15 protein-coding genes are annotated in these 14403 nt (G+C 71.4%); 10 read left to right on the top strand and 5 right to left on the bottom strand.

The genetic code is table 11. The features are described 5' to 3' along the window. Positions 1-22: 22 nt before the first annotated feature. The 7 genes from ASD84_RS14050 (at position 23) to ASD84_RS14020 (ending at position 4870) form a co-directional block, all read left to right on the top strand. Positions 23-895 carry a hypothetical protein gene (locus ASD84_RS14050; RefSeq protein ID WP_156391945.1) on the top strand — a complete coding sequence of 291 codons (873 nt, stop codon included), beginning with the start codon at positions 23-25 and terminating at the stop codon, positions 893-895. A gap of 33 nt (positions 896-928) precedes the next feature. Further along, positions 929-1312 carry an ArsR/SmtB family transcription factor gene (locus ASD84_RS14045; protein WP_056711559.1) on the top strand — a complete coding sequence of 128 codons (384 nt, stop codon included), beginning with the start codon at positions 929-931 and terminating at the stop codon, positions 1310-1312. Further along, the gene (locus tag ASD84_RS25550; RefSeq protein ID WP_056711557.1) at positions 1309-1812 is read left to right on the top strand and encodes an SRPBCC family protein; all 504 of its coding nucleotides are present in this window, start codon (positions 1309-1311) and stop codon (positions 1810-1812) included. Before ASD84_RS14045 ends, ASD84_RS25550 begins: the two co-directional genes overlap by 4 nt. Continuing rightward, positions 1809-2381, top strand: coding sequence for a TIGR03086 family metal-binding protein (locus tag ASD84_RS25545; protein WP_056711555.1), 573 nt, complete (start codon positions 1809-1811; stop codon positions 2379-2381). Before ASD84_RS25550 ends, ASD84_RS25545 begins: the two co-directional genes overlap by 4 nt. Before the next feature lie 41 nt (positions 2382-2422). Further along, the gene (locus tag ASD84_RS14030; RefSeq protein WP_056711553.1) at positions 2423-3184 is read left to right on the top strand and encodes an alpha/beta hydrolase family protein; all 762 of its coding nucleotides are present in this window, start codon (positions 2423-2425) and stop codon (positions 3182-3184) included. Between the two features lie 61 nt (positions 3185-3245). After that, entirely contained in the window at positions 3246-3593 is a 348-nt protein-coding gene (locus ASD84_RS14025; RefSeq protein WP_056711551.1) for a TfoX/Sxy family protein, read from the top strand. Beyond that, complete coding sequence (locus tag ASD84_RS14020; protein ID WP_056711549.1) at positions 3545-4870, top strand: MFS transporter; 1326 nt, start codon at positions 3545-3547, stop codon at positions 4868-4870. The genes ASD84_RS14025 and ASD84_RS14020 overlap by 49 nt, the downstream gene beginning before the upstream one ends. On the opposite strand, the gene ASD84_RS14015 is transcribed toward ASD84_RS14020, so the two are convergent. The 3 genes from ASD84_RS14015 to ASD84_RS14005 are packed head-to-tail and all read right to left on the bottom strand — an operon-like array spanning position 4831 to position 7163. Beyond that, complete coding sequence (locus ASD84_RS14015) at positions 4831-5937, bottom strand: hypothetical protein (RefSeq protein WP_056711548.1); 1107 nt, start codon at positions 5935-5937, stop codon at positions 4831-4833. The two genes, ASD84_RS14020 and ASD84_RS14015, sit on opposite strands and share 40 nt — an antisense overlap. Further along, a complete protein-coding gene (locus ASD84_RS14010; RefSeq protein WP_056711546.1) occupies positions 5937-6476 on the bottom strand; it encodes a SigE family RNA polymerase sigma factor in 540 nt (179 codons plus the stop codon). Before ASD84_RS14010 ends, ASD84_RS14015 begins: the two co-directional genes overlap by 1 nt. A 27-nt stretch (positions 6477-6503) precedes the next feature. Then, positions 6504-7163: a class F sortase gene (locus ASD84_RS14005; protein ID WP_056914057.1), complete on the bottom strand. Its 660-nt coding sequence runs from the start codon at positions 7161-7163 to the stop codon at positions 6504-6506. A gap of 53 nt (positions 7164-7216) precedes the next feature. On the opposite strand from ASD84_RS14005, the gene ASD84_RS14000 reads away from it, so the two are divergent. The 3 genes from ASD84_RS14000 to htpX are packed head-to-tail and all read left to right on the top strand — an operon-like array spanning position 7217 to position 13516. After that, a complete protein-coding gene (locus ASD84_RS14000) occupies positions 7217-11794 on the top strand; it encodes an ATP-dependent helicase (protein ID WP_056711542.1) in 4578 nt (1525 codons plus the stop codon). Beyond that, on the top strand, positions 11787-12593 hold the full coding sequence (locus ASD84_RS13995) for a DNA-formamidopyrimidine glycosylase family protein (protein ID WP_056711540.1): 807 nt from the start codon (positions 11787-11789) through the stop codon (positions 12591-12593). The genes ASD84_RS14000 and ASD84_RS13995 overlap by 8 nt, the downstream gene beginning before the upstream one ends. 56 nt (positions 12594-12649) lie before the next feature. After that, positions 12650-13516, top strand: a complete 867-nt coding sequence (htpX, locus tag ASD84_RS13990; protein WP_056711538.1) for a zinc metalloprotease HtpX — start codon at positions 12650-12652, stop codon at positions 13514-13516. 18 nt (positions 13517-13534) lie between these two features. On the opposite strand, the gene ASD84_RS13985 is transcribed toward htpX, so the two are convergent. Both ASD84_RS13985 and ASD84_RS13980 read right to left on the bottom strand, forming a co-directional pair. Beyond that, a complete protein-coding gene (locus tag ASD84_RS13985; protein ID WP_056711537.1) occupies positions 13535-13843 on the bottom strand; it encodes a helix-turn-helix domain-containing protein in 309 nt (102 codons plus the stop codon). A gap of 46 nt (positions 13844-13889) precedes the next feature. Beyond that, complete coding sequence (locus tag ASD84_RS13980; protein ID WP_056711536.1) at positions 13890-14393, bottom strand: CinA family protein; 504 nt, start codon at positions 14391-14393, stop codon at positions 13890-13892. Positions 14394-14403 lie beyond the last annotated feature (10 nt).

The following is a 14403-nucleotide window of genomic DNA, read 5'->3' as shown; positions in this document are numbered from 1 at the left end:
CAGATCGCGTCAGTCTTGCGGGGTGGATGCAGTCGAGGCGCTGGAGAGGTTGGGCGGCATCGCGCCTGCGTCCGCGTTGCTTGCTCTCACCACGCGTCGCCGTGTCCGCACCGCCGTCTCCAACGGACTCATCCGCAAGGCCGGGCGCAACCGGTACGTGCTGCCAGCAGCCGACCAGGCCCGGCGCGCAGCGGTGCTGTGCCATGGGCACATCACCCACCTCAGTGCAGCCATGCACTGGGACTGGGAGGTGCGCGTGCCTCCCACGCGCCCGCAGATCGCCGTACCTCACGGCCGCCCACTCCCCAAGGTGGCCGCCGCCGACGTACGTCGACTGCCGCGCAGCGCCCGGACTCGCGGGTGGGCCACCGATCCCCTGACGACCGTGCTTCAGTGCGCACGGGACCTGCCGTTTCCCGACGCGCTGGCCGTGGCCGATTCGGCACTGCGTCATGGCGACCTGACGTACGACGACCTACAGCGCGTCAGGGCCACCAGTCCGCGCGTACGGCGGGTGTTGCTGTACGCCGACGGGCGCGCCGCCAATCCGTTCGAGTCGACGCTGAGAGCACTCGCCATCGAGTGCGGTCTGGACGTCGTGCCGCAGTATGAGATTCACGCGCGCGGCCTGGTCGTCCATCCCGACCTTGTCGACCCCATCGCCGGCGTCGCGATCGAGGCGGAGTCATGGGAGTGGCACGGCAAGGAGAAGCGCGCGTTCGAATCCGACTGCGAGCGCTACACCGCTCTCGTGGTGACGGGTTGGCGGGTGCTCCGCTTCACCTGGGCCGAGGTGATGCTCAACCCCGACCACGTCCGCGCCTGCCTCCGCGAACTGTACGCAGAACTCGCCGCACCGTTTGCCTGCCGTGGCCTTTCTCAACCCGACGGTTGACAAAGCCGCATCCGGAGGCGTTTACTCAACCCCATGGTTGAGTACGACGACAGGTTGTCCCGGGTCTTCTCGGCTCTCGCCGACCCGACCCGGCGCGACATGGTCGCCCGCCTCGCAGCGGGCGACGCGACGGTCAGCGAGCTGGCGGCGCCGTACGACGTCTCCCTCCAGGCCGTCTCCAAGCACCTCAAGGTGCTCGAGGAGGCCGGGTTGGTGAGTCGCAGTCGCGATGCCCAGCGGCGGCCTGTGCACCTGGACGCGGAGGTCTTCGACCTGATGACGAAGTGGATCGAGCGCTACCGGCAGCAGGCCGAGGAGCGCTACCAACGACTGGACGCGGTGCTGGCCCGCCTGCAGGGCAAGGCCTCCCCCGCCGACGAACACCCCCAACAGCGAGCGCAAGGAGAAGCGGGATGAACACGAAGACCACGCCGGGCACGGCCATCGAGGCCGACCCGGACGTCCCCACCGTCAGGATCGTCCGCGAGTTCGACGCGCCCCGCGAGCTCGTCTATCGCGCGCACGTCGACCCCGAGCTGATCAAGCTGTGGCTCGGCCCGCACTCGATCGGCATGGACATCGAGGTCTGGGACATGCGCACCGGCGGCGAGTACCGCTACACCGCGACCCGCGACGGCGAGGAGATCGCGCACTTCTACGGCTCGGTCCACCGGGTGACCGAGAACGAGAAGATCGTGCAGACGTTCGGGTTCGAGGAGATGCCGGAAGCGGTCAGCCTCGACACCCTCACCCTCCATGATCTCCCGGACGGCCGTACCCGCCTGGAGATCCTCTCGGTCGTCTACGACTTCGAGTCGCGCGCGGGCATGCTCGCCAGTGGCATGGAGACCGGTGTCAACGAGGGGTACGACGCCCTCGACGCCCTGCTCGCGCGCCTCGTCGAGGAGCAGGCATGATCCCCGCGGAGCCGGCGGCCGAGCACGCGAGCATCGCCAGCACCTTCGCCGAGAAGGTCCGCGGTGTCGCGCCGGGCGGATGGGACGTCGCCTCGCCCGTGGCCGAGTGGACGGCCCGCGACGTCGTACGACACCTGGTGGAGTGGTTCCCCCACTTCCTCGCCGGTGGCTCGGACATCAAGCTCCCTGTCGGGCCGTCGGCCGACGAGGACCCGGTTGCGGCGTGGGACCACCACGCGGCCGCGGTGCAGGCGGTTCTCGACGACCCCACCGCGGCGACCAAGACCTTCGCCCATCCACACCTGCCCGAGATGCCACTCCCCCAGGCGGTCGCGCAGTTCTACACGAACGACATCTTCATGCACACCTGGGACCTCGCCCGTGCGACCGGTCAGGACGACCGGCTCGACGCCGAACGCTGCGCGTCCATGTTCGAGGGCATGGAGCCGATGGACGAGATGCTGCGCCAGAGCGGTCAGTACGGCGCCCGCGTCCCCGTGGCCGACGACGCCGATCCGCAGGCGAAGCTGATCGGGTTCATCGGGCGCGACCCGGAGTGGCGTCCCTGACCCTCGCCCCGACAGGCGCCGCTCGGTGGCACGATGACGCCATGGCTGAGCGTGTGCAGTTCCCGAGCGTCACCGGCGAGCTGCTGGCCGGGATCGTCGACCTTCCCGTCGGCGAGGTCCGTGGATGGGGTGTCTTCGCCCACGGCTTCACGCTCGGCAAGGACTCGCCGGCAGCCGCGCGGATCTGCAAGCAGCTGGCCGCCGAGGGGGTCGGCATGCTGCGCTTCGACAACCTGGGGCTGGGCGACTCCGAGGGCGACTGGGGCGACGGAGGGTTCACCCACAAGGTGGCCGACACGGTCCGGGCCGTCGAGTTCATGAACGGCTCCGGGCGGACCGTGGAGCTCCTCGTCGGGCACTCCTTCGGCGGCGACGCGGTTCTCGCTGCCGCGCTGAACACCCCGTCGGTCCGGGCCGTGGTGACGATCGGTGCGCCCTTCCAGCCGACGCACGTCGAGCACAACTTCGACGCCATCCTCGACCGGGTCATGAGCGAGGGCGAGTCCGAGTGGCTGGTGGGCGGCAAGGCACTGACGCTGCGTCGTACGTTCATCGAGGACGTCCGGGCGACCGACCTCGCCTCGTGCATCCCGGCGTTGCGGCGCCCGCTGCTGGTGATGCACTCCCCCACTGACAACACCGTCGGCATCGCGAACGCCAGCGACATCTTCCGCGCCGCCAGGCACCCACGGAACTTCATCTCGCTCGAGGGCGCCGACCACTTCCTCACCGCGCCCGGCCAGGCCAAGCGAGCAGCGCGGATCATCAGCGCGTGGGCCGACCAGTACCTCGCGATGGACTGACGAGACACCCTCGGAGGAAACCCGGTCGGCGAATGTCGGTGCCGCGCCCTAGCCTCGTTCCATGGCGTACGACGAAGGGCTGGCCGGGCGGCTCCGCGAACTGCTGGACGACAACCCAGCCCTGGCGGGCCATGAGCTGACCGAGAAGAAGATGTTCGGCGGGTTGGCCTTCCTCGTCGGCGGCAACATGGCCGTCGCTGCCAGTGGTCAGGGCGGCGTCCTGGTGCGCGTCGACCCCGCGGCGACGGAGGAGCTCCTCGCGACGACCGCCGCGTTCCCGATGGAGATGAGGGGTCGCGCGATGAACGGCTGGCTCCGGGTCGACGACGCCGACGTCGCCTCCGACGACGAGCTCGCCGTGTGGGTGCAGCGCGGGACGTCGTACGCCGCGTCCCTCCCGGCCAAGTGAAGAGCTTCTGGGCGGCGCTGCCCGTCGAGGGCCGCTTGCTGCTCTCGACCGTGGCGGTGCAGACCCTCGGGCGCGGACTCACGCTGCCCTTCACGCTGATCTACCTCCACGAGGTGCGGGGGTTCGACCTCGGCCTGTCCGGCACCCTGATGGCGCTGATCGCCGTGGTGGGGCTGGCCGTCACCGGGCCCGGCGGTGCGTTGACCGACCGCTTCGGGGCGCGCTCGGTGCTGCTGTTCGGCATCGTCGCGATGATCATCGGCAACGTGCTGCTCGCGTTCGCCACCACGCCCGCGATCGCGGCCGTGGCGCTGATCCTGATCGGGCTGAACTTCGGGGTCTCCTGGCCTGCGTTCAACGCGCTGATCGCGGCGGTCGTGTCCGGCGAGCTCCGCCAGCAGTACTTCGGCATCAACTTCGCTCTCGTCAACCTCGGCATCGGCGTCGGCGGCATCGTTGGGGGCCTGCTCGCCGACGTCGACCGGCCGGGCACCTTCACCACCATCTTCCTCGGCGATGCCGCGTCCGGCCTGATCCCGCTGGCACTGCTCCTGGGCCCGCTGCGCCACGTGCACGGCCGGGCCGCGCAACCAGAGGACGGATCGACCAGGCCGACGGTCGGCTACCTGCAGATCCTCCGCGAGCCGGCCGTGCGCTGGTTGACGGCGCTCACCTTCGTGGCGATGTTCATCGGCTACGGCCAACTCGAGGCCGGCTTCCCCGGGTTCTCCCGCCAGGTCGCGGAGGTGTCCACCCGGACCATCGGTCTGGCCTTCGCGGTGAACACAGCGGTGATCGTGCTGCTGCAGTTCACGGTGCTGGCGAAGATCCGCGGACTGCGACGGACCCGCGTGATGATCGTGATGGCCGTGATCTGGGCCGGTGCATGGGGCCTGCTCGGTGCGTCTGGCGCTGCTCCGGGAGGCGCGGCAGCCGTTGCCGGCGTGCTCGGCTTCATGGCGGTGTTCGCCCTCGGCGAGACGCTGCTCCAGCCGACCGTGCCCGCCATGAGCAACGACCTCGCGTCCGACCACACCCGCGGTCGCTACAACGCGCTGAGCGCGGGCGCCTTCCAGGGTGGCGCGATCGCGGGACCGGTCGTGGCCGGGTTCCTGCTCGAGCACGACCTCGGGTCGCTCTACGTCGCGCTGATGGTCCTGGGCTGCGCAGCGATCGCCGGGATGGCGCTCGCTCTCGAGCGTCGGGTCCCGGCGACCGCCAACGGCCAGGTCCTTCCTCAGAGTGCTCCAGTGCCGCCGACCGCCGGGAACGCATAGGCGTCGTCGTCGGCCGCGACGGTGAACAGTTCTTCGGACTCTCCGGTTGCCGGATCGATCAACAGCACGCGGTTCTCGGCGGAGCCGTAGGACATCACCACGACCCTTCCGTCGCTCCAACCCAGCGGCTGGAGCGTCGCGACTCCCTCGACCGGGATCTCCTTCACGTCGGCGCCGATCTGCGGCAGGACGACGTAGAGGCTGCCGCCGTCGGCATAGGACAGCTGCCCGGCGTCGTCCCACACCCCCGCGGTGGTGACCGGGACGTCGTACTGGTCCAGCGCGCTGCCGTCGTCACGGACCGACACGACGCTTGCGGTGTTGGCGTCGGCGGTGACGAGCACGATGCCTCCGGGCGCGGGCCCGACGAACGATCGTTCGCTGTCATCCACAGCGACCTCTTCACCCGTGGTGCTGCGCATCCGCAGATCCGCGCCGTCCTGCCAGTAGAGCCGGCCGTCGGCGTCGAAGTCGTACAGCCACCGTTCATTGCCTTCCGAGGGGTCCGAGAGTCTGATCGTGTCGACCTCGTCCCCACTGTCGGTGTCCCAGATCGTTGCTGTGGACCGCCCGTCGCCCGTCGGCGCGGCGACGAGCCCACCGTCCGGCGACACCACGATCCCGAAACGGCCGTCGAGGTACGCAGCGGGCTGGAGCGAGTCGCCGACGAGCCGCTGCCACCGCACGCCGGCGCCTTCACCGGATCCGACGAACAACTCGTCGCCCGAGACCACGATGGAGGTTGCGTCGGTTGGCACGGACAGTCGGCCCACGCGGAGCTCGCCATGCAGGAGGTACGGCACGTCGATCGCCGGAGCACCGTTGACCTGCGGCGAGGTCGGCGCAGGCGCGGGCTGGACCTCATCGCCATCCCGGGCAGCAAGACCGATCGGGATGGACACGGCTGCCACGACGGCCGCTGCTGCAGCGACGATGGCCAGCACCCGGCCCCGACCCGGCTTCGGGGCCGGCGCGTCGAGCAGGTCGACGGGAACAGGCGGGATGTCGATCTCGTCGGCCTGACGGCCGAACATCTGGATCAGGTCACGCTCGAGCTGATCGGTCATCACGAGACCTCCTCGGTCGACGGGTGGGTGGGGTGGGCTCGATCGGCAGGGTGGGCTTGGCGGGCGCGAAGAGTCCGCAGAGCGAGGGACGCCTGCGACTTCACGGTGCCGGTCGAGACGCCGAGGACGTCGGCGATCTCGGCCTCGGAGAGGTCCTCGTAGTAGCGCAGGACGAGGACCGCGCGCTGTCGTGGTGGCAGCACCTGGACCTGGGCCCAGAGGTCGAGCCGCGTCGAGCTGTCGGCAGCCGGATCGGCGGGCGGACGCGGCACCGGCACGAGATGAGCCTTCTGCGCGCGGCGGCCGGTCTTGCGGCGCTCACCGAGCATCTCGTTGAGGAGCATCTTCCTGACGTACGCGTCGGGCGAGTCGGCCCGTCGTACCCGCGGCCACTGCGCGAGCACCTTTATCAAGGTCGTCTGCAGCAGGTCCTCGGCGGCGGTGCGGTCACCGGTGAGCAGGTGGGCGGTGCGGTAGAGCGCAGCCCAGCGGGCTGTCACGTACTCCTCGAAGGAGCGCTGCGGGTCCGGGTGGGTCATCGTCCCCTCCTCTCACCCTTCCTGATGTCACGACACCGGCGTGGGGTTGGACTCCGCTCCGATCGGGCTCGCGAACCAGAGGGTGCGGTGCGTCCACTGGCCCGGTCCCGTCCGCTGGCCCGAGCACACGATGATCACGATCTGCGGCGGCCCGTCGGTCGACTTGTAGCCCGGGAACCCGTCCACGTCACGGACCTCGATCCGCTCGGCGACGCGGTAGCAGGCGAACTTCCCGTCGCCACGCAGCACGATCTGGTCACCGACGTCGAGGGCACCGAGGAGCGCGTTGCCCATCGCACTGCCGTCCGGCCAGGTGTGGGTGTTCAGCAGCACGTTGCCCATCGCCGACGCGGGCTCGACACCACCGAGGTCCCACGCGAAGACGTGCTTCTCGCTGACGGGCGGCACCCCCGGAACGTCTCTCGAGGTCCTCGGTACGGCGAGCACCGGCGCACGTCGTACGACGCCCTCGACGCTGATCGCGGTGGGGACGAAGCCCTCGCGGGCAGATCGGTCGCACATCGGCTTCGGCACGGGGACCGGCGTCGCCGGCGTCACGGTGACGATCGGCTCGACCGCCTGCTCGGGCTCCGGGTCGTCGCGCAGGAGCCACCACGCCACCAGGCAGGCAACCAGCGCGACGGCGACCGCTGCGGCCACCGTCGCCGTCGTCCGCCGCCTCGTCATCTGCACTCCGCCATTGTGGCTCGGTTGTCGGCGCCGTGCGGGAGGATGGACAGATGCCCGAGACCGATCCGCCGCAGGACGCGCTGGCTGGGTTCAGCGAGGCCACCCGGACCTGGTTCCGGGCCGCCTTCTCCGAGCCCACCCCGGCGCAGGCGGGCGCATGGGAGGCGATCGGCCACGGACGCCACACCCTGGTCGTCGCACCGACCGGTTCGGGCAAGACCCTGAGCGCGTTCCTCGCCGGCATCGACCGGCTGCTGACGACACCGACGCCGGAGGACAAGCTCCGCCGCACCCGGGTCCTCTACGTCTCGCCGCTCAAGGCGCTGGCGGTCGACGTCGAGCGCAACCTGCGCGCTCCGCTGATCGGCATCCGCCAGACCGCCGAGCGGCTCCATCCGGGCCGGCCCTTCCCCGAGGTCACCGTCGGGCTCCGATCGGGCGACACCGCTGCCGGCGACCGGCGCAAGCTGGCGACCCGACCACCCGACGTGCTGATCACGACACCCGAGTCGCTGTTCCTGATCCTCACCAGCCAGGCGCGCGAGACCCTGCGCGGCATCGAGACGGTCATCATCGACGAGGTCCACGCGGTTGCGGGGACGAAGCGTGGCGCCCACCTCGCGGTCAGCCTCGAGCGCCTCGACGCCCTGCTGGCCCAGCCCGCCCAGCGGATCGGCCTGTCCGCGACGGTGCGCCCGACGGAGGAGGTGGCCCGGTTCCTCGGCGGTGCCGCGCCCGTGGAGATCGTCGCGCCGCCGGCGAACAAGCTGTGGGACCTGAGGGTCGAGGTCCCGGTCGAGGACATGACCGAGCTGGGGTCCCGACCCGGAGCCGACGACGAGTTCGAGGACCCGACCGCTCCCCCGGCCCGCGCCAGCATCTGGCCGCACGTCGAGCAGCGGGTGGCGGAGCTGATCGGCGAGCACCGTTCGACGATCGTGTTCACCAACGGACGCCGTACTGCCGAACGGCTGACGGCCCGACTCAACGAGATCGCAGCGGGCGTCACCGCCGACGGGATCGAGCCACCGGCCCAGGTGATGGCCCAGTCCGGCGCGGCAGCGGGCGCTCCGTCCCTCCTCGCGCGCACCCACCACGGTTCGGTGTCCAAGGAACAACGCGCGATGGTCGAGGACGACCTGAAGGCAGGTCGGCTGCCGGCGGTGGTCGCGACCAGCAGCCTCGAGCTCGGTATCGACATGGGCGCGGTCGACCTGGTCCTCCAGATCGCCTCGCCGCCGAGCGTCGCCAGCGCCCTGCAACGCGTGGGTCGCGCCGGCCACCAGGTCGGCGAGACGTCCCACGGCGTCTTCTTCCCCCAGCACCGCGGCGACCTCGCGCCGGCAGCCGTCGCCGTCGACCGGATGCGCAGCGGCAGCATCGAGGCGCTGCGGGTCCCGGCCAACCCGCTCGACGTCCTCGCCCAGCACGTCGTCGCCGCGACCGCGATCGACGAGTGGGACGTCGAGGAGCTGTTCGAGGTCGTCCGCCGTTCCGCCCCCTACTCCCAGCTCCCCCGCTCGGCGTACGACGCCGTGCTCGACCTGCTCGCCGGGCGGTACCCCAGCGACGAGTTCGCCGAGCTGCGTCCCCGGATCACCTGGGACCGCGTCACCGGGCGGATCTCGGGTCGTCCCGGCGCGCAGCGTCTGGCGGTCACCAGCGGCGGAACCATTCCCGATCGCGGCCTGTACGGCGTGTTCCTCGCCGGGGAGGGCACGAACCGGCGGGTGGGCGAGCTCGACGAGGAGATGGTCTACGAGAGCCGGGTCGGCGACGTGTTCGCGCTCGGCGCGACGAGCTGGCGGATCGAGGACATCACCCACGACCAGGTGATCGTCACCCCGGCGCCCGGTGTTCCGGGACGCCTGCCGTTCTGGAAGGGCGACACCGCGGGACGTCCGACGGAGCTGGGCAAGGCGATCGGCGTCTTCACCCGCGAGCTGGCCGCCCTGCCGGACAAGCAGGCGATCGCCCGGGCCCGCGCGGTCGGCCTCGACGAGAACGCCGCGACCAACCTGATGACCTACCTGCGCGAACAGGTCGAGTCGACCCGGGTGCTGCCGAGCGACGCGACGATCCTGGTCGAGCGGTTCCGCGACGAGCTCGGCGACTGGCGCCTGGCCGTCCACTCCCCCTACGGCACGGCCGTCCACGCTCCCTGGGCGCTGGCCATCAACGCGCGGCTGCGCGAGCGCTTCGGCGTCGACGGGCAGGCGATGGCGTCCGACGACGGCATCGTCATCCGGATCCCCGACACCGACGCCGAGCCACCGGGTGCGGACCTGATCGCGTTCGAGCCCGACGAGATCGCGGAGATCGTCACCCGCGAGGTCGGCGGATCGGCGCTGTTCGCCGCGCGGTTCCGCGAGTGCGCGGCCCGCGCACTGCTGCTCCCCCGGCGCGACCCCGGGCGCCGGTCCCCCCTGTGGCAGCAGCGCCAGCGAGCGGCCGCGCTGCTCGAGGTCGCCTCGCGCTACCCGTCCTTCCCGATCGTCCTCGAGACCGTTCGCGAAGTGCTCAACGACGTCTACGACCTGCCGGGCCTGACCACCCTGCTGCGCCGCGTGGACCAGCGCGACATCACGGTCGCCGAGGTCGAGACGACCCAGCCGTCGCCGTACGCCCGGACCCTGATGTTCGGGTACGTCGCGCAGTTCGTCTACGAAGGTGACTCACCCCTGGCCGAGCGGCGTGCGGCCGCACTGACCCTCGACCAGGGGCTGCTCGCCGAGCTGCTCGGCCGCGCCGAGCTCCGCGAGCTCCTCGACCCCGACGTGCTGGCCGAGGTCGAGGCCGAGCTCCAGCGCGTCGTCCCCGACCGCAGGGCCCGGGACGCCGAGGGTGTGGCCGACCTGCTGCGCCTTCTCGGCCCGCTCACCCTCGACGAGGTCACTGCGCGCGCCCGCGACGAGGCACCCGTCAGCGACTGGCTGGCCGATCTCGCTGCCGCCCGCCGGGTGGTTCCTGTCCGCCTCCCGTACGGCGACGGCTGGGCCGCCGTCGAGGACATCGCTCGCCTGCGCGACGGGCTGGGCATCCCCGCCCCACCCGGCACTCCGGCCGCCTTCACCGAACCCGTCGACGACCCGCTCGCCGATCTCGTGGGCCGCTTTGCGCGGACCCACGGACCGTTCACCCCCGACCAGGTCGCGGCGCGACTCGGGCTCGGCGTCGCCGTCGTCCGGCACACGCTGCAGCGTCTGGAGGCCCAGGGGCGGATCCTCAGCGGCGAGTTCCGTCCCGTCGGAGCCGGCGAGGAGTGGTGCGACCTCGAGGTGCTGCGCCGTCTGCGTCGCCGGTCCCTGGCGAAGCTGCGCCACGAGATCGAGCCGGTCGAGCCGACCACGCTCGCCCGGTTCTCGCTGGCCTGGCACGGGGTCACGGCAGGCTCGACGGGCGGCGGGAAGGGCCTGCGCGGAGCCGACGGCGTGCTTCGTGCCGTGGAACAGCTGGCCGGAGCGGCCGTGCCGGCCAGCGCTGTCGAACCGCTGGTCCTCGCCTCCCGCATCCGGGACTTCGAACCCGCCCTGCTCGATGAGCTGACCGCTGCGGGTGAGGTCCTGTGGGCCGGACACAACGCGCTGCCCGGCAGCGACGGGTGGGTGTCGCTGCACCTCGCGGACCAGGCGCACCTCACCCTCCCCACCCCCGGGCCGGTGGACGACCCGCTGCAACAGCGGGTGCTCGACGTGTTGGCTCCGGGCGGAGCGTGGTTCTTCCGGCAGGTCGCCGACCAGGTCGCGCGCGCCTGCCTGGCCGACGCCGAGGATGCTCCGCTCGACGACGCCGTCAACGCCGCGCTGTGGGCACTGGTGTGGGCCGGGCACCTCACCAACGACACCCTCGCACCGCTGCGAGCGCTCACCCGTTCCGGCAAGGCCGCCCACCGCACCCGGCGCGCACCCGCCCGACCCGGTCGGGTCGCCCGCTCCGGACCTCCCGAGAGCGCTGGCCGCTGGTCGGTGCTCCCCACGATCGACGCCGACCCGACCCGGCGTGCCCATGCCCAGGCCGAACAGCTCCTCGATCGCCACGGCGTCGTCACCCGCGGCGCGGTCGTCAACGAACGAGTGGTGGGCGGCTTCGCGGCGGTCTACAAGGTGCTCAGCGCCTTCGAGGAGGCCGGCCGCTGTCGTCGCGGGTACTTCGTCGAGGGCCTCGGTGCGGCCCAGTTCGGCACGGCCGGAGCCATCGACCGGCTGCGGACGTTTGCCACCAACCCGCTCGACAGCGGCGGCAGCGACAAGCCGACAGCCATCATGGTGGCCGCCACCGACCCCGCCAATCCCTACGGTGCCGCCCTGCCCTGGCCGGCGTCCGGCGCCGACGAAGTCGGGCACCGCCCGGGCCGCAAGGCAGGCGCCATCGTCGTCCTCGTCGACGGTGCCCTGGTCCTCTACGTCGAACGCGGCGGCCGCACCCTGCTCACCTGGACCGAGGACCCCGACCTGCTCGCGCCGGCGGCCGAAGCCCTCTCCACCACGGTGCGGCGGGGCGGCCTCGGCCAGCTGACCGTCGAGAAGGCAGACGGCACGGCGCTGCTCGGCAGCGGCAGCCCCCTTCGCGACGCGCTCGCCGCGGCGGGTTTCATCGCCACTCCCAGAGGGCTGCGAATCCGTGCCTGAGGGTGACGCAGTCCGCCGTACCGCCGACCGGCTCGACCGGGCGCTCGCCGGCCAGACCCTCCAGCAGTCCGACTTCCGTGTGCCCCAGCTCGCCACCACGGACCTGGCGGGTTCGAGGATCGGGCACACCGCCACCCACGGCAAGCACCTGCTCACCCGACTCGCCACCGTCGAGGGTGCCCGACTGACCCTGCACACACATCTCAAGATGGAGGGCAGCTGGCAGGTGGGCCGCACCGGGAGCCGCTGGCCGAAGCCGGCCGGCGACGCTCGCGTGGTGCTCCGGACGGCGCACCAGGTCGAGGCCGTCGGCTACCTGCTCGGCATCGTCGAGCTGGTGGCGACCGCCGAGGAGGGGCGGATCATCGGCCACCTCGGCCCGGACCTGCTCGGGGCCTGGACGCCGGAGCACCAGGCCACGGCGATCCGTCGCCTGACCGCCGCCCCCGAGCGCACCCTCGGCGAGGCCCTGCTCGACCAGACCGTGGTCGCCGGACTCGGAACGATCTGGGTGTCCGAGTCCTGCTTCGTGCACGGCATCAGTCCCGTCGTCCCGGTGGCCAACCTCCGCGACCCCGCGCGTTTCCTGGCCCGCGCACGCCAGATGCTGCAGGCCAGCCTGCAGCACGGCAAGCCGATCACCACCGGCGATCGACGCGAACCGCTGTGGGTCTACGGCCGCACCCGGCAGCCCTGCCGGAGGTGCGACACACCACTGGTCGCGGGCACCCTCGGCGCTCCCGGGCGCCAGCGCACGACGTACTGGTGCCCGACCTGCCAGCCTGCTGCCGACGCGTGACCCTCATCTCTGCGCCACCGGGAACGCCCCCACCCCACCCATCCGTTGGACGTGGCATGCACAGCCATTTCAACGGGCTCAAGACCGCCGGTCTCTTCGCCAGCATCTTCGCCCTGCTCCTGGTCATCGGCGGCCTGGTCGCCGGCGCCACGGGCAGCTCGGCGTTCATCTGGATCTTTGCCGCCATCGGGTTGGCGACCACCGCCTACGGCTACTGGAACTCCGACAAGCTGGCCATCCGTGCGATGCACGCCTATCCGGTCACCGAGGCGCAACAGCCGGCGATGCACCGCATCGTGCGGGAGCTGTCGACCGCCGCCGGCCAGCCGATGCCCGCCCTCTTCGTCTCCCCCACCCAGGCGCCGAACGCCTTCGCCACCGGCCGCAACCCTCAGCACGCCGCCGTGTGCTGCACCGACGGCATCCTGGGACTGCTCGACGAGCGTGAGCTGCGCGGCGTGCTGGGCCACGAGCTGATGCACGTCTACAACCGCGACATCCTCACCGGATCGGTCGCTGCCGCCCTTGCGGGCGTGATCAGCTCGGTCGGCCAGTTCCTGGCGTTCTCCTCGATCTTCGGCGGCAACGACGAGGACCGACCGAACCCGCTGGTCATGATCGGGACGGCTCTCCTCGCGCCCTTCGCCGCCGCGATCATCCAGATGGCGATCAGCCGCACCCGCGAGTACGACGCCGACGAGGACGGTGCGCGCCTGACCGGTGACCCGCTCGCTCTCGCCTCGGCGCTGCGCAAGCTCGAGCACGGCACCGCCCGGGCACCGTTGGCACCGACGCCGCAGGTGCAGAACGCCAGTCACATGATGATCGCCAACCCGTTCCGCGCCGCGGACGTGTCGCGGATGTTCGCCACCCACCCGCCGATGGCGGACCGGATCGCGCGCCTGGAGGCAATGGCGCGCTGAGCGCCCATCAAGCAGCCGTCAGGCGGCCGAGGCCACGACCTCGCCCGCACGACGCGGAGCGATCGGGGTCGGAGCCATCGCCATCAGCGCGGCCTCCTCGACAGCGACGTGGTGCGCGACCTCGCGGAGCACGTCGGACAACGGCATCTCGAGCGCGTCGCACAGCGAGGAGAGCAGCTCGGAGGAGGCTTCCTTCTGGCCACGCTCGATCTCGGAGATGTAGCCGAGGCTGACGCGTGCGGAGCCGGAGACCTCCCGGAGGGTCAGACCGAGCTCGGTGCGGCGACTGCGCAGGATGTCACCGAGCGAGCGGCGAAAGAGCACCATCTCGATCTCCTCTCATGGGTGGTTGTGCGGGGACTCTGGCTCAACGCTACCCGAGCCTCGAATCTTCCGGCGCGGGACCGACCGATGAGATCATCGCAGCCAGCGCCGACAATGCGGCGTCGACGCTCGCATCCTGAATGGCGGCCCGCTCCCCGTCGAGCGCGAGCTCCTGGACCTGCACCCCGTCCGGCCCGGCAACGCCGACGTACACCGTGCCGACAGCCTTGCCCTCCTGGCGCTCCGGACCGGCCACCCCCGTCGTGCTGATGGCGTACGTCGTGCCGAGGAGGCGCCGCACGCCCTCGGCCATCGCCCGGGCGCACTCGGCGGAGACGACGCCGTGCTCGGCGACCGTCTCCGCAGGCACGCCGAGGACGTTGATCTTGACGGGGGTCTGGTAGCTGACCACGCCGCCGGCGTACACCCGGGACGATCCGGGCACGTTCGTGATCCGTGCCGCAACCCGGCCACCGGTCAATGACTCGGCGGTCGCGACGGTGGCCCTTGCCTCATGCAGTGCGTCGACGAGCGACTCGGCGGCTGATCCCATGTCCCGATGG

Origin of the sequence: Nocardioides sp. Root682 (genome assembly GCF_001427795.1) — a bacterium.
GTDB lineage: Bacteria > Actinomycetota > Actinomycetes > Propionibacteriales > Nocardioidaceae > Nocardioides.
The sequence above is the reverse complement of the archived record's forward strand: the minus strand, read 5'-3'. Positions and strand labels throughout refer to the sequence as shown.